The sequence below is a fragment of the Pseudoclavibacter sp. 13-3 genome, from assembly GCF_021168475.1.
Taxonomy (GTDB): domain Bacteria; phylum Actinomycetota; class Actinomycetes; order Actinomycetales; family Microbacteriaceae; genus Pseudoclavibacter_A.
This window is the reverse complement of the sequence record NZ_JAJOZT010000005.1, coordinates 1-15255: the sequence shown is the minus strand read 5'-3', so window position 1 is coordinate 15255 and position 15255 is coordinate 1. Positions and strand designations below refer to the sequence as shown.

General features: G+C 67.9%; 11 protein-coding genes and 1 riboswitch. Of the genes, 8 read left to right on the top strand and 3 right to left on the bottom strand.

What is annotated here, in order from left to right; genetic code table 11:
* The first annotated feature begins 18 nt into the window (after window positions 1-18).
* The 5 genes from LRX77_RS08925 to LRX77_RS08905 are packed head-to-tail and all read left to right on the top strand — an operon-like array spanning window position 19 to window position 7228.
* Window positions 19-1254, top strand: coding sequence for a cell division protein PerM (locus LRX77_RS08925; RefSeq protein ID WP_231832561.1), 1236 nt, complete (start codon window positions 19-21; stop codon window positions 1252-1254).
* A gap of 9 nt (window positions 1255-1263) precedes the next feature.
* Window positions 1264-1908 carry a phosphoribosylglycinamide formyltransferase gene (purN, locus tag LRX77_RS08920; protein ID WP_231832560.1) on the top strand — a complete coding sequence of 215 codons (645 nt, stop codon included), beginning with the start codon at window positions 1264-1266 and terminating at the stop codon, window positions 1906-1908.
* On the top strand, window positions 1908-3500 hold the full coding sequence (gene purH / locus LRX77_RS08915; RefSeq protein ID WP_231832559.1) for a bifunctional phosphoribosylaminoimidazolecarboxamide formyltransferase/IMP cyclohydrolase: 1593 nt from the start codon (window positions 1908-1910) through the stop codon (window positions 3498-3500). Before purN ends, purH begins: the two co-directional genes overlap by 1 nt.
* A gap of 27 nt (window positions 3501-3527) precedes the next feature.
* Window positions 3528-5384, top strand: a complete 1857-nt coding sequence (locus tag LRX77_RS08910) for an ABC transporter ATP-binding protein (RefSeq protein WP_231832558.1) — start codon at window positions 3528-3530, stop codon at window positions 5382-5384.
* The gene (locus LRX77_RS08905) at window positions 5381-7228 is read left to right on the top strand and encodes an ABC transporter ATP-binding protein (protein ID WP_231832557.1); all 1848 of its coding nucleotides are present in this window, start codon (window positions 5381-5383) and stop codon (window positions 7226-7228) included. Before LRX77_RS08910 ends, LRX77_RS08905 begins: the two co-directional genes overlap by 4 nt.
* Here LRX77_RS08905 and LRX77_RS08900 read toward each other — a convergent pair.
* Entirely contained in the window at window positions 7197-8495 is a 1299-nt protein-coding gene (locus LRX77_RS08900) for an MFS transporter (protein ID WP_231832556.1), read from the bottom strand. The genes LRX77_RS08905 and LRX77_RS08900 overlap by 32 nt on opposite strands.
* A 145-nt stretch (window positions 8496-8640) precedes the next feature.
* On the opposite strand from LRX77_RS08900, the gene LRX77_RS08895 reads away from it, so the two are divergent.
* Window positions 8641-9168, top strand: coding sequence for a hypothetical protein (locus tag LRX77_RS08895; protein ID WP_231832555.1), 528 nt, complete (start codon window positions 8641-8643; stop codon window positions 9166-9168).
* 132 nt (window positions 9169-9300) lie between these two features.
* Here LRX77_RS08895 and purU read toward each other — a convergent pair whose 3' ends face one another.
* A complete protein-coding gene (gene purU / locus LRX77_RS08890) occupies window positions 9301-10173 on the bottom strand; it encodes a formyltetrahydrofolate deformylase (RefSeq protein ID WP_231832554.1) in 873 nt (290 codons plus the stop codon).
* Between the two features lie 81 nt (window positions 10174-10254).
* Window positions 10255-10408: riboswitch (ZMP/ZTP riboswitch) on the top strand.
* A 49-nt stretch (window positions 10409-10457) separates the two neighbouring features.
* Here purU and glyA point away from each other — a divergent pair.
* Window positions 10458-11738, top strand: coding sequence for a serine hydroxymethyltransferase (glyA, locus tag LRX77_RS08885; RefSeq protein WP_231832553.1), 1281 nt, complete (start codon window positions 10458-10460; stop codon window positions 11736-11738).
* 4 nt (window positions 11739-11742) lie between these two features.
* The gene (locus LRX77_RS08880) at window positions 11743-12627 is read left to right on the top strand and encodes a bifunctional methylenetetrahydrofolate dehydrogenase/methenyltetrahydrofolate cyclohydrolase (RefSeq protein ID WP_231832552.1); all 885 of its coding nucleotides are present in this window, start codon (window positions 11743-11745) and stop codon (window positions 12625-12627) included.
* 193 nt (window positions 12628-12820) lie between these two features.
* Here the strand turns inward: LRX77_RS08880 and LRX77_RS08875 are convergent, their stop codons facing one another.
* On the bottom strand, window positions 12821-14806 hold the full coding sequence (locus LRX77_RS08875; protein WP_231832551.1) for an ABC transporter ATP-binding protein: 1986 nt from the start codon (window positions 14804-14806) through the stop codon (window positions 12821-12823).
* Window positions 14807-15255: the final 449 nt, after the last annotated feature.

Here is a 15255-nt window from a genome sequence, read left to right as displayed (position 1 = left end):
GACGGGTAACCTGTTCTGGTGCTGAGACGTCGACTTCGCGAGATCGCCCCGGTGAGCGTCGAGCCGCTCACCCTGCTGCTGGTCACGTTTCTGCCGCTGGCGGTCGTCACCACGGCCATGTGGATCTTCGACGACGGCCTGCGCACGTCGTGGGGCGGCGCCTGGTCGTTGGCCGCGCGGGTGTGGCTGCTCGGCTTCGGCGTGCCCAGCGAAGTGACCGGCGGCGCACTCGCGGCCTCCGGCACGGTCGACTCGTACCTGTTCACACTGATGCCGTCGGGCGTGCTCGTCGGCGCAGTCTGGGTGAGCTGGCACAGCGGCTGTCGCACCGCCCAGATGGGGCCGCTGCCCGCTGTCTGGGGCGGCTACGCGCTCGTTCTGGCCGTCGCCGTGGTGCTGCTGGCGACGACGGCCTCGAATGCTTCTGCGCGCGTCTCGCTGCTGCCTGCCCTGCTGCTGCCATGGCTGATCAATCTGATCGTGTTCGGCGTCGCCACACTGGTGCACGCGCCTGAGTCGCGGCAGGGCGCGGGCGCCCGGCTGCTGCTGAGGCGTGTGCGCGCGTGGACGCGCGTCGACGAAGTCGTCGCGGGTTCGTTCGTCTGGGCGGCGCTGCGCGGCGCGGCCGTCACGATGGTCGCTCTGGTCGGCGCAGCGGCGATCGGCCTGACCGTCTCAGTGCTGGGCAACTGGATGAGCATCGTGGCCGTCTACGAGTCGCTGCACGGCGGCTGGACGGGGGTGATCGTCATGAGCCTGATCCAGCTGCTCTACCTGCCCAACCTCGTGGTCTGGTCGATCGGCTGGATCGGCGGCGCCGGCATCGCCATCGGCACGGGGTCGTTGGCGTCACCGTTCGGCACGCTGGTCGCTCCGATGCCCGCGGTCCCGGTGCTCGGCGCGATTCCCTCCGGCGGCTCCTGGCAGATCATGCTGCTGATCCTGCCGATCCTCGCCGGGTTCGCCGGGGCCTGGTTCGCGCTGCGACCTCTGGCCGCCGAACTGGTCGGCGGCTGGCATGGGTGGCTGGTCGCGGCGGCCAGCGCCCTGGGCCAGGCCGTCGTGATCTGGCTGGTGCTGACCGTGCTGGCGACGCTGGCCTCCGGGGCCCTCGGGCCGGGACGACTGCAAGACGTCGGGGTGCCGATCTGGCGCATGATCATTCCGGCCGGGTTCGTCGCACTCGGGGCGGTCGTGGCCGCGACGGTTCTGGTGCTGGGCCGACCCGCACTCGCCGAGGCTGCAAACCGGTAGGCTGGTCAGGTGCTCAGACTCGTCGTGCTCATCTCGGGAGCGGGAACCAATCTTCGTGCGCTCATCGCAGCGCAGCGTCAGCCAGACAGCGGCTTCGAGATCGTGGCCGTCGGCGCCGACCGCGCTGCCGCTGGGCTTGATCACGCGGCCGAGGCGGGCATCCCCACATTTCGCGTCGACTATCGCGACCATGCCGATCGCGACGCTTGGGGGCGGGCGCTCGCGGCCGCAGCGGACGCCTGGCAGCCAGACCTCGTCGTGCTCTCTGGCCTGATGCGCATCCTGCCGGCCGACCTCGTCAGCCATTGGTCGCATCGCATCGTGAACACGCACCCGGCGCTGCTGCCGAGTTTTCCCGGTGCCCACGCTGTGCGTGATGCGCTGGCGGCTGGTGCACACGAGACGGGTGCGACTGTGCACCTCGTCGACAGCGGAGTCGACACCGGCCCGGTCCTGTCTCAGCAGCGTGTGCCGATCGGCGCCGACGACGACGAGGCCACCCTGCACGACCGGATCAAGGTGGTCGAACGGCAGCTGCTCGCTGAGACGCTCACCCGCATCGCCCGGGGAGACATCGACTGCGATGCGGTCGCCCGGGCAGCGCGAACCTCGACCTCACGAACTTCGAACCCACGATTGAAGGAGACAATCTGATGACTGCTGGACACAGCGCAGGCGAATACCGCGAGCGCGACGTCGTGCCGATCAGGCGCGCGCTGATCTCGGTGTCGGACAAGACCGATCTCGACCGTCTCGGACGCGCTCTGGCCGAGGCCGGCGTCGAGGTGGTCTCGACTGGATCGACCGCCAAAGCGGTCGCAGCCACCGGTGCCACGGTCACCGAAGTCAGCGAGCTGACCGGGTTTCCCGAGTCGCTCGACGGCCGTGTCAAGACCCTGCACCCCAAGGTGCACGCGGGCATCCTCGCCGACCTGCGCCTGAGCGACCACGAGCGGCAGCTCGACGAGCTCGGCATCGAGCCGTTCGACCTCGTCGTGGTGAATCTGTACCCGTTCGTGCAGACTGTCGCCTCGGGCGCACAGGGCGACGACGTGGTCGAGCAGATCGACATCGGCGGGCCCACGCTGGTGCGCGCCGCGGCCAAGAACCACGCCAACGTGGCGATCGTGGTCGACCCCGCCGACTACTCGGCGATCATCGCTTCGCTGCAGGGCGGCACCTCGCTGGCTCAGCGCCGCAATCTTGCGGCGAAGGCCTTCGCACACACCGCCGAGTACGATCGTGCCGTCGCCGACTGGTTCCAGGGCCACCTGGTCAGCCACCCCGAGGCCGAGGGGCGCGTCTGGCCAGAGAGCGTCGGCGTGGCCGGCGAGCTCGGCCACGTGCTGCGCTACGGTGAGAACCCGCATCAGCAGGCCGCACTCTACCGCGAGCCGCTGGGGCACGGCATCGCGCAGGCTGAGCAGCTGCACGGCAAAGAGATGAGCTACAACAACTATGTCGACGCCGATGCCGCGCTGCGCGCCGCGTTCGACTTCGAGGCTCCGGCGGTCGCGATCATCAAACACGCGAACCCCTGCGGCATCGCCGTGGGCGAGACGATCGAAGAGGCGCACCAGAAGGCACACGCCTGCGATCCGCTCTCGGCCTACGGCGGCGTGATCGCTGCCAACCGCACCATCACGCTGGCCATGGCCGAAACGGTCAAGGGCATCTTCACCGAGGTCGTGGTGGCTCCCGACTTCGAGCCTGCGGCGCTTGAGCTGCTCGAGACGAAGAAGAACATCCGCCTGCTGCGTCTGCCGGCCGACTTCTCGCGTGACGAGACGATCTTCAAGCAGATCTCAGGTGGTCTGCTGGTCAGCGACGCCGACAACTTTCCCGGTCATGTGGACAGCTCGAAGTGGCAGCTGGTCACCGGAGACGAGGTCGACGAGGCTACGCGTCGCGACCTCGAATTTGCGTGGGCTGCGGTTCGTTCGGTCAAGTCGAACGCCATTCTGCTGGCGCACGACGAGGCTTCGGTCGGTGTCGGCATGGGGCAGGTCAACCGCGTCGACTCGGCGCACCTCGCCGTGAACCGCGCCGGTGACCGGGCTCAGGGGTCGGTCGCCGCATCAGACGCCTTCTTCCCGTTCGCCGACGGCCTCGAGGTGCTGCTCGCGGCCGGTGTGCGCGCCGTCGTCGAGCCTGGTGGCTCGATTCGCGACGACGAGGTCATCGCAGCGGCGAAGCAGGCGGGCGTTCCGCTCTACTTCACCGGCGAGCGCCACTTCTTCCACTGATCATCGTCGTCATCTGACCCCACCCCTGTGACCGAGCCCCGCCCCGACCGCAAGCCCACCCGGGCTTCGGCCGAGCGGGGCTCGTCCGTGTCTGCGCCGACGCCCGTGTCGGGCGGTGCCGTGCGCTCGAACACGCCGGGCGCCGGCGTCTCGACGCTGCTGCGGCTGCTGCCCACCCTGCGGCCGGTGATCTGGCGCTACCTCGGCGGGCTGCTGGTCGGCTTCGCCGCCACCGGACTCGGCTTGGCCATTCCACAGGTGATCCGTGCACTCGTCGACGGGCCGATCAGCTCTGGCCGAGACTCGGGCAGTTCCCGCGGCGTCTGGGTCGCCGCAGGCATCGTGCTCGCACTCGGGGTGCTGCAGGCCGCCATGTGGTACTCCCGGCGCATGCTGCTGATGGGCCCGATGGTCGGCGTCGAGCACCGCCTGCGCACGTCGCTCTTCGACCGCCTGCTCGACCTGTCGGTCTCGTTCCACGATCACTGGGAGTCTGGACAGCTGCTCTCCCGGGCGAGCACCGATCTCAGCCGCATCAGACGCTGGCTGTCGTTCGGATCGATTCTGCTCGTGGTCAACGTCACCACGGTCGTCGTCGGCATCGTGATTCTCGTTGTGCTGAGCCCGCCGCTCGGCGGCATCTTCGCCGTGTTCGCGATGCCGACCGCCTGGCTGTCTCTGCGCTTTCAGCTGCGCTACCGCGTGCTGACCAGACGCGGCCTCGACCAGGCCGGTGCGCTCGCCACCGAGGTCGAAGAGAGCGTGCAGGGCGTTCGTGTCATCACGGCATTCGGGCGCTCCGACACGTTCACCGATCAGTTCATGCGCGCGGCGCGGCGGCAGCGCGACACCGAGATCGACAAGGCACGGTCGCTTTCGGGCATCCGCATGTGGCTGTCGCTGCTGCCGCAGCTCGCGTTCGTGGTCTGTCTCGCCGCCGGTCTCTCTCTGGTGCGTGACGGCGCACTCACCCTCGGCGACATCGTGGCGTTCTTCGGCACCGCTGCCTTTCTGCTCTGGCCCGTGCGATCTCTCGGCTTCGCCTTCGCCGCCGTCATGGACGCCACCGCTGCCACCGCGCGGGTGTTCGAAGTGCTCGACACTGCGGCAGAGGTCACCGACCCGGTCGACCCGGTCGAAGACGACCCCGATCCGAGTCTCATCGGCGAACTCGTCTTCGACGACGTCCATTTCTGCTACGGCGAACACGAGGTGCTCGACGGCGTCGATCTTCGCGTCGCCCCGGGCGAGACAGTGGCTCTGGTCGGAGCCACTGGATCGGGCAAGACGGTCATGGTCGAGCTGGTGGCCCGGTTCATGGACGTCACGAGCGGTGCCGTGCGCGTCGGCGGCGTCGACGTGCGCGACATGACCCGACACCGGCTGCGCGGGCAGCTCGGCATGACGTTCGAGGCGCCGCAGCTGTTCTCGGGCACGGTGCGCGAGAACGTGCTCATGGGGCGGCCGGATGCCGGCGACGAGCAGCGGGACGCGGCGATCGCGGTGGCCCAGGCGGAGTTCGTCCATGACCTGCCCGAGGGCGTCGACACCGTCATCGGCGAAGAGGGGCAGAGCCTCAGCGGCGGCCAGCGTCAGCGGCTGGCACTGGCACGCGCCATCGCGGCCGCGCCGCGCATCCTCGTGCTCGACGACCCGCTCTCGGCTCTCGACGTCAACACCGAAGCCCTGGTTGAGGCGGGCCTGCGCCGTGTGCTGCAGGGCGTCACCGCCCTGATCGTGGCGCACCGACCGTCGACCGTGGCTCTCGCCGACCGTGTCGCGGTGCTGCGTGACGGGCGCATCGTCGCCACCGGTCGGCACGACGAACTGCTGCGCAGCGAACCGTATTACCGTCAGCTGATGTCACTGGAGGCGAGCTCATGAGCACTGCCGGCGATCAGGACGCACCGCTCGGCGTCTCACTCGAGCACCGCACGGCGGTCGACGCGCAGCAGTCGCGGCGCCTGCGTCGGCGTTCGCTGCGTCTGCTGGCCGAACTGGTGCGCCCGGTGCGAGGCAGAGCCATGCTGCTCTCGCTCTGCGTCGTCGTGGCGCAGGCCGCCGGCTCCCTCGGACCTCTGCTGATCGCGACTGCGCTCGACCATGCGCTGCCCGCGGCCATCGACGGCAGCCTCACCGAACTGGTGCTCGTGATTCTCGGGTATCTGGTCGCGGCGATCGTCGAAGCCGGACTGATGCGCATCTTCATCGTGCAGACCTCGTCGCTCACGCAGGGAGTGCTGCTCTCGCTGCGACGACGCCTGTTCATCCACACGCAGCAGCTCGGCGTGAGCTTTCACGAGGGCTACACCTCTGGGCGTGTCATCAGCCGACAGACGAACGACATCGACAGCATCCGCACGGCGCTCGACTCAGGGCTGAACGACCTCGTCACCGCCGTGATGCGCATGCTCTTCATCGGGGTGGCGATCTTCGTGCTCGATCCGGCCAGCGGCGTTGTCGCCGTCGCAGCACTGATTCCGGCAGTGCTGCTCACGCGCTGGTTCCAGGGCGTCTCGACCAAGCTGTATCGCGAGTCGAGCGAGCGCTCGGCGCGACTCATCGTGCGCTTCGTCGAGGTGCTGCACGGCATCCGCGCCGTGCTGTCGTTCGGCACCGAACGCCGTGACGCGGCACGCTACACCCGGCTGAGCGAGCAGTATGCCGAGGCGAACCGTCGCCAGGTCATCACCATGGGCGTCTTCTTCACGCTGCTCGCGCTGATCTCGAACGTCGCGATCGCCGCGCTGGTGGCGGTCAACGGGATGCGCCTGATGGACGGCACGATCGGCGTCGGCGTGCTGATCGGTGCGGTGCTCTACCTCACCCAGTTCTTCCAGCCGATGGAGGAGATCGGCATGTTCGCCAACACCTTCCAGTCGGCCGCCGCCGCCCTCGAGAAGGTCTCAGGCGTGCTCGAAGAGCAGCCGACGGTGCGTCCCGCCGTCGGTCGCGTCGACGGCGACCGGGCCCAGGGGCGCATCGACTTCGACGATGTGACGTTCTCATACTCGGGCGTCGGAGCGGAGCACACCCAGCGCGAACCCGTGCTGGCCGGGCTCGATCTGCACATCCCTGCGGGTCAGACCGTCGCCCTCGTCGGCGCGACAGGTGCCGGCAAGTCGACCATCGTCAAGCTGCTCGCCCGGTTCTACGACCCCGGCACCGGCGCCGTGCGCCTCGACGGGCGCGACCTGCGCGAGATCCCTGACGCCCAGCTGCGCCGTGACGTGGTCATGGTGACGCAGGAGGCCTTTCTGTTCAGCGGCACGATCGCCTCGAACATCGCCCTGGGGAGGCCTGGTGCGAGCCGCGAGCAGATCGAGTCCGCGGCGGATGCTGTGGGCGCCGGTCCTTTCATCCGTGCGCTGCCGGCCGGGTACGACACCCCGATCAGTCATCGCGGAATCCGACTGTCGGCGGGGCAGCAGCAGCTCGTCTCGTTCGCTCGTGCGCTGATCGCCGATCCGCGGGTGCTGGTGCTCGACGAGGCGACCAGCTCGCTCGACATCCCGGGCGAGCGCGACATCCAGCTGGCGCTGCGCAGGCTGCTGACCGATCGCACGGCGGTGATCATCGCGCACCGGCTCTCGACCGTTCGCGACGCAGACCGGGTGATCGTGCTCGATCGCGGTCGCATCCTGGAAGACGACGCCCCCGACCGACTGATCGCCGCTGGCGGCGCCTATGCCGATCTCAATCGCCGCTGGCAGGAGTCGTTGCAGTAGCGTCGGGCTCGTCACCCGGCGCCTCGTCGCGCCCGAGCACACGGTACGAGACGATGAGCGCGACGGCCAGCGCAGCCGCCGCGACCAGTGCGACACCGGGCCACCACATCCACCGCAGGGCCAGACCCGCGAACCAGCCGAGCAGACTTGACCCGGCGTAGTAGAAGAGGTTGTACAGCGATCCGGCCTGCGCACGACCCCTCACCGCGATAGCGCCCACCCAACCCGAGGCGATCGCGTGCGCGGCGAAGAACCCGGCGGTGAAGAGCAGGAGACCAGCGAGGATCGCCCAGATGCTCGAGAGCAGCGTGATCAGAGCGCCGGCGAGCATCATCGCCGTGGAGGCGGCGAGCACACGGTGCCGTCCCCAGCGGTCGACGAACGAACCCGCCATCGACGACGAGAGGGTGCCGATCAGGTAGGCCAGGAAGAGCAGGCTGACGACCGTCTGCGGCAGACCGTAGGGCGGCTGGGTGAGGCGGAAGCCCAGATAGTTGTAGACGGCCACGAACGAGCCCATCAGCAGAAAGCCGTTGAGAAAGAGCACCAGGGTGCGCGGGTTGCGCAGGTGACGTCTCACCTGCACGAAGACCCGCGCGTCGGGCAGCAGGTTCGCCGGGCGGTGGCGCAGCGGCACGAAGCCGCGAGAGCGGGGGATGACCGACACGAACACGACTGCGGCGGTGATGCACACGACGACGACGGCGAGCACGCCGAGCTTCCAGCTGCCGGTGAGCTCGGTGACCGGGCCAGAGATGATGCGGCCTGAGAGCCCGCCGATCGAAGTGCCGGCGACGTAGATGGCGCTGGCCTTCGCGGCGGCGCGCCGTGAGACCTCTTCGTTCAGATAGGCGATCGCGATCGCGGGCACTCCGCCCAACGCGCAGCCTTCGAGCAGTCGAAACACCACGATCGGGCCGATCGAGTCGAAGGCGATCGCGCTCAGGGCCAGCACGGATGCGGCGCTGATCGAGCAGACCATAGCGGGCACTCGGCCGATGCGGTCGGCGATCGAAGACCACGGGATGACGCTGATCGCGATGCCAAGAGTGACCGCTGAGACGGTCAGGGCCGTGCTCGCCTCGTCGGTGCCGAGCGCGTGACTCACCTCGGGCAGGATGGCCTGGAACGAATAGAGCTGGGCGAAGGTCGCGATGCCGGCGCAGAAGAGGCCGAGCAGGATGCGGCGGTAGTCGCGAGAACCGGGCTCGTGTCCCGACCACGGCTGGTCGTCAGGAGATGGCTGCACACGTGGGCGATCGAACACGGGTGGTGTCGCCTCCTTCAACGGTCTGAAGCCGCCGGCACGCAGAGCCGACGCGGTCACCAGCGTAGACCATGCACCTGCTAGCATTCCGATCGGGGGAGTCATCGTGTGATCCCTCGATTGCGTCGATGAAAGGATCTCTCACATGTCCACTCTGCCTCCTCCGCCTCCTGGCGCGAACCAGCCCGGCAGCACTCCTCCTGGCCCGCCGGCGCCTCCGGCAGGATTCGGCGCACAGCCTCAGCAGCAGTTCGGTGGGCAGGCCGCTCAGCAGCAGTTCGGCGGGCAGCAGTTTCCGCAGCAGCCGGGCTACGGTCAGCAGATGCCGCAGCAGCGCCAGGGCGGCTCGGTGATGGGCGATCTCTTCAATCTCAACTTCGGCAACTCGGCTGCCGGGCGCAAGGCTCGCGGCGGCTACCTGATCGTGCTGATCTCGGTGCTGGCGGCCGCGGCGAACACCATCGTGCTGGGCATCATCTACTCGATTCAGCTGTTCAAGGCGAGCTCGTCGATGGCTGCGTCGTTCACCGGGGCGAACACGACCGGCGGCATGCTCTTCGGCGTCTACCTGCTGCTTGCCAGCATCATCGGCAGCCTGCTGACCGCAGCCGGTCTGCTGGTGGTCGCTCGCACGATCTTCAGCAACTACGTGCGTCTGCACGAGCGCGGCTGAGCCTGCACGCCGCAGCGTCGCACGGGGCGCGCGGCCGTCACCGAAAGGGCACCCGGCAGAAGCTGCCGCGGTGCCCTTTCGTCGTCTGTGGCCGAGCCCCCGCTCAGACGACGGCGCGCGGGAAGAGCGCCGTCACTGGAAGATGATGGTGCGCTGGCCGTCGCGCAGGATGCGACGCTCGGCGAACCAGGTCACCGCCTGTCGCAGCGTGCGGCTCTCGACGTCCTGACCGATCGCGCGCAGCTGAGCAGGCGACTTCGAATGATCGACGCGCACCACGTTCTGCTCGATGATGGGGCCCTCGTCGAGGTCTGCGGTCACGAAGTGCGCTGTGGCGCCGATCAGCTTCACCCCGCGCTGGTGGGCCTGCAGATACGGGTTCGCGCCCTTGAACCCGGGCAGGAACGAATGATGGATGTTGATTGCACGTCCGGCGAGAAAGTCGCAGAGCTCTGGTGAGAGGATCTGCATGTAGCGGGCGAGAACGACCAGCTCGATGTCGTTCTCTTCGACGTACCGCATGATGCGCTGTTCGAAGGCGTGCTTGTCTTCGGCGCTCTTGATCGGCAGCGAGGTGAACGGCACCCCGTAGAATCCGGCCAGATCGGCAAGGTCTGGATGGTTGCCGAACACGCGTGGAATCTCGATGTTGGCCTGGCCTGAGTTCTGCCGAAAGAGCAGATCCTGCAGGCAGTGCGCGGCCTTCGACACCAGGACGAGCGTCTTGGTGGGGCGGTCTGACTCGCGCAGGGTCAGATCCAGGTGGTACTGCTCGACGACCGGAGCCAGCGAGGCGCGCAGCTGCTGCTCGTTCGCCGGCGTGCTGATGCGCAGACGCATGAAGAAACGCCCGGTGTCGGTGCTGTGGAACTGCTGCGACTCCTCGATGTTGCCTTGGGCGTCGACGATGCCGCCCGTGACGGCATGGACCAGTCCCGGCTGATCGTCACACGTGATGGTGATGATCCAGTCGTTGTTCGGGGTGGTGTCAATGTGCTGGGTCACGATGAAAGATCTCCGCTCGATGCTCGACGACAGAGATCAATCGTAGTCGACGCCTGCAGGGTCGAGATCCCTGTATAGAATGGACCCTGTCGCGACTGGCGTTTTCGCAGTCTGACTGCTGGACACGAATCAGGCAGGTGATCTGTCAGATGAGCGCACTGCTGCAGACCGCGGAATGAGATGGACACCATCGGGGAGCGGCACACGGATTGGGCCGCACGCCTGGGCCTCGACAGTCTGCTTGACACGCAACCGCAGTTTGCAACCATGACAAGGAGATCCGCGTGACCGGAACAAACCCCACGCTCAACACCCCGATCGAGCAGCTCGACCCTGAGATCGCACAGGTGCTCGAGAACGAGCTCAACCGTCAGCGCCACACCCTCGAGATGATCGCCTCTGAGAACTTCGTGCCGCGCGCCGTTCTCGAAGCCCAGGGGTCGGTGCTCACCAACAAGTATGCCGAAGGATACCCCGGGCGCCGGTACTACGGCGGCTGCGAGTTCGTCGATGTGGCCGAGACGCTCGCCCAGCAGCGCGCGCTCGCCGTCTTCGGCGGCGACCACGTCAACGTGCAGCCGCATTCAGGCGCACAGGCCAACGCCGCAGTGCTGCACGCGCTCGCCAAGCCGGGCGACACCATCCTCGGCCTCGAACTGGCCCATGGCGGGCACCTCAGCCACGGCATGAAGATCAACTTCTCGGGCAAGTTCTACAATGCTCGCGCCTATGGCGTCGACCCCGAGACCTTCCGCATCGACATGGACAAAGTCCGTGAGATCGCGCTGGCCGAGAAGCCCAGCGTGATCATCGCCGGCTGGTCTGCGTACCCACGTATCGTCGACTTCCAGGCGTTCCGCGAGATCGCCGACGAGGTTGGCGCACGTCTCTGGGTCGACATGGCTCATTTCGCCGGTCTCGTTGCCGCAGGGCTGCATCCGAACCCGGTGCCGATCGCCGACGTGACCTCGACCACTGTGCACAAGACCCTCGGCGGCCCGCGCTCGGGCACGATCTTCTCGAAGCAGGAGTTCGCCAAGAAGATCGACTCGGCCGTGTTCCCCGGCCAGCAGGGCGGGCCGCTCATGCACGTGGTCGCCGCCAAGGCCGTGGCCTTCAAGATCGCTGCGACCGACGAGTTCAAGGCTCGCCAGGAGCGCACCCTCGAAGGCGCCAAGATCATCGCCGAGCGTCTCACCGCACCTGACGCCAAGGCGAACGGCGTCGACGTGCTCACCGGCGGCACCGACGTGCACCTGGTGCTCGCCGATCTGCGCACCTCGCAGCTCGACGGCCAGCAGGCTGAAGACATCCTGCATGAGGTCGGCATCACGGTCAACCGCAACGCGGTACCGTTCGACCCGCGCCCACCGCGCGTCACCAGTGGTCTGCGCATCGGCACACCGGCACTCGCCACCCGTGGCTTCGGCGCCACCGAGTTCACCGAGGTCGCCGACGTCATCGCCGAGGCGCTGAAGCCGACTCCTGACGTCGAGGCGCTGAAGGCACGCGTCGCGAAGCTCGCCGATGACTTCCCGCTGTACCCCGGCCTCGAGCAGTGGTGAGCGCATGACCGCGATCAAGATCGACGGTAAAGCCACGGCCGAGGCCATCAAGGCAGAGCTGGCCGAGCGCGTCGCCGTCCTTCGCGAGCAGGGCATCACCCCGGGTCTCGGCACGCTGCTGGTCGGAGAGGATGCCGGCTCGCAGATCTACGTAGCCGGAAAGCACCGTGACTGCGCCGAGGTGGGCATCGCATCCGTCAGAGAAGATCTGCCGGCCACGGCGACTGCCGCAGAGGTGCACGAAGCGATCAGGCGACTGAACGACTCGGACGACGTCACCGGGTACATCGTGCAGCTGCCGCTGCCGAAGGGGCTCGATGAGCTGGCCGCGCTGGAGCTGATCGATCCGGCGAAAGACGCCGATGGGCTGCACCCGACGAACCTCGGGCGCCTCGTGCTCAACGTCGGCGGCGAGATCTCGACGCCGCTGCCGTGCACCCCGGCGGGCATTCTCGAGCTGCTGCGTCGCTACGAGGTGCCGCTCGAAGGTCGCAAGGTGGCCATCATCGGCCGCGGCGTGACCGTCGGGCGCCCCCTGGGGCTGCTGCTCGGGCGGCGCGGTGTCGACGCCACTGTGACGACGCTGCACTCGCGCACGCCGAACCTGGCCGACGAGGTGCGTCAGGCGGATGTCGTGGTCGCGGCGCTCGGTCGACAGCATTTCGTGCAGCCCGATTGGGTCAAGCCCGGTGCCGCCGTGATCGACGTGGGCGTCAGCCGCGTGGTCGACCCTGAGACCGGCAAGGGACGGCCGGTCGGCGATGTGCACCCGGACGTCGCCGAGGTGGCCGGCTGGCTCACCCCGAACCCCGGGGGAGTCGGCCCGATGACCCGTGCCGAGCTACTGGTCAACGTGGTGCGTCTGGCAGAACAGCGCCTCGCGGGGTAGCTGACCCCGACGGTGCGCTGAGCGGGATCCCGAACGAGCAGAACCAGGAACGACCGCAGACCTCTCTGAGAATGGGAGTCTGCGGTCGTTCTCTGTCTGTGCGCTCCCGGGTTCGTGCTGGGAGGTCCTACTCGTGCGACCCGTCCCTTCGCCGGGCACCTGCGACGCACGCCGAACTTGGGGTCAGAACCGCTCAGGCCAGCAGCTGCTGCTCGGCGAGCTCCCGATAGAGCGGACTCGTCGTGAGCAGCTGCTCGTGCGTGCCGGTGGCGACGGCCTCGCCATGCTCCATGACCACGATCTGATCGGAGTCGATCACGGTCGACAATCGGTGCGCGATCACCACGAGCGTGCGCCCGGCAGCCACGTGTGCGATGGCCTGCTTCAGCAGCTCTTCGTTCAGGCCGTCCAGGCTCGAAGTCAGCTCGTCGAGCAGCAGAATCGGCGGCCCGGCCAGCAGCACGCGAGCCAGCGCCAAGCGCTGACGCTCACCGCCGGAAAGCAGTGAACCTCCCTCTCCGACAGACGCGTCGAGCCCCGCCTCGTCACGGGAGACCAGATGCCCGAGATTCACCTCGCGCAGCACCGCAAGGCACTCGTCATCCGTGGCCTCGGGCGCCGCCAGCCGCAGATTGTCGCCCAGCGAGCCCGCCAGCACCGGGGAATCCTGCTCGACGTAGCCGAACTGTGCGCGCAGCTGGTCGCGATCCCAGTCGCGCACGTCGACGCCGTTGACCTTCACTGCTCCGCCCTGCACGTCATAGAAGCGCTCGAGGAGCCCGAGCGTCGTCGACTTGCCGGCGCCCGACGGGCCCACCAGGGCAGTCTTCGTGCCGGCAGGCACGGTGAGCGAAAGCCCGTGCAGCACATCATCGGCACTCGACGGATAGCGAAAGCTCACCTGGTCGAGAGCGATTGCGGCATCAGCCGGCAGCGCAGGCGAGCCGGAGCGCACACGGTCGTCGGCATCCTCATCAGGCAGATCGAGCACCTCTTGAATGCGGGCGAGTGCGCCGAGCGCGCTCTGCACCGACGTGAACGCACCAGCCGCGCTCACCAATGGCATCACCATCATGAACAGGAAGATCACGAAGCTGACCAGCTGCGCGATCGTGATCACGCCTGCTGCGACGCGCAGGCCGCCGACCCCGAGCACGACCAGCACGGCTGACTGCAGAGCCACCTGAACGGTCGGTCCGACCATCGACGACAGCCGTGCGATGCGCAGGCCGCGGTCGTAGGCCTGGTGCGCATCAGCGAGGATGCCGTCGGTCTCGCGAGCCGTCGCTCCGTTCGCGCGGATGGTGCGCACGGCCCGCACCGACCGCTCGACGGCGGCGGTGAGGGCGCCGACGCTCTTCTGCGCCTCACGGGTGGCCGACTGCACCTGCCGCGCGACGGCAGAGACCGCGACGATCGCCACGGCGAGCACCAGCACGGTGAGGCCGAAGAGCAGCGGGTCGAGCACGAGCATGCCGACGACCGCGCCGATGAGAATGAAGACGCCGCCGACGGCGTCGACCAGACCTTGGGTGAGCACGGCACGCAGAAGGGTGGTGTCAGAGCTGACGCGGCTCACGAGGTCGCCGGTGCGACGCTGGTCGAGCTCGCTGATCGGCAGCCGCAGAATCTTGTGCGCCAGTCGCTGCCGGCTCGAGAGCACGACGCCCTCGCCGGTGCGACTCAGCACGTAGTACTGCACGCCGGTGATGATGCCCGACACGATCAGCACCGCCACGACGAGCCAGACGAGTGCGCCGAGCACCTCACCGTTCTGCACGCGTGTGATCAGCACATTGAGCAGCAGTGGCTGGCACAGCGTGAGCAGAGCGCCCACGATCGAGAGCACCGCTGCGACGATGAGGATGCCCTTGCGCTCGACGAGATACGGCCAGAGCTGCGAGAAGTGCGCTCGCGGCTCGTTCGACCGTGCGCGTGAGAACGGCCCGCGACGCTTGGGCGGCCTCTGGCGGTCGGCCTGGTCGGCCTGGTCGGCCTGGTCGGACTGGTCGGACTGGTCAGCTCTGTCAGTCAGGTCGGCCCGGTCGGTCGGGTCGGCCGACTTCGCCGTGTGCGGGCGGCCCGACTGCGGATGCTGCGCTGCGGCAGACGTCGCACCCTGCTGGCCCGAGACGGCGGGGTCAGACTGCTGCGGATGCGCTGAGGCGTTGGCGGACATGGTGCTCCTTCGACTGGTCAATGCTATAGCCAGTCGCCGTCATCGGGGCCCGCGGGCCTGAACCCGGTGCCTGAGAACTTGGGCGCCGGGTCTTGGACGGGGTGAGCTATGGGCGGCGGGTCTTGAGTGCCGGCTCATGCACACCGGGTCGTGCACGGCAGGTCCCGGATGGCAGGTTCCGGAGGGTAGGGGCGGGAGGGTAATGCCTGGATGGTAGGGCTTGGATGGCAAGGCCCGGACGGGTAGGAGCTGGACGGGTAGGGGCTGGCGGGCGAGTCATACACGCCAGACGCCGAGACTGCGCAAACGAGCAGATTCTGCGTGGCGGTTTCAGGTGGTGAGTGCAACGGTTGTTAGTAGTGGTTCTATTCTCTGGGCCGGGGTGTCCCAGTCAAGTGTTTTGCGTGGTCTGGTGTTGAGGAGGTCCTGCATTTCGGTGATCTGTTGAT

Coding starts and splice junctions, on each gene's coding strand:
- LRX77_RS08875 (WP_231832551.1), bottom strand. CDS start 14,806: ATGTCCGCCAACGCCTCAGCGCATCCGCAGCAGTCTGACCCCGCCGTC.
- LRX77_RS08895 (WP_231832555.1), top strand. CDS start 8,641: ATGTCCACTCTGCCTCCTCCGCCTCCTGGCGCGAACCAGCCCGGCAGC.
- LRX77_RS08880 (WP_231832552.1), top strand. CDS start 11,743: ATGACCGCGATCAAGATCGACGGTAAAGCCACGGCCGAGGCCATCAAG.
- purH (WP_231832559.1), top strand. CDS start 1,908: ATGACTGCTGGACACAGCGCAGGCGAATACCGCGAGCGCGACGTCGTG.
- LRX77_RS08905 (WP_231832557.1), top strand. CDS start 5,381: ATGAGCACTGCCGGCGATCAGGACGCACCGCTCGGCGTCTCACTCGAG.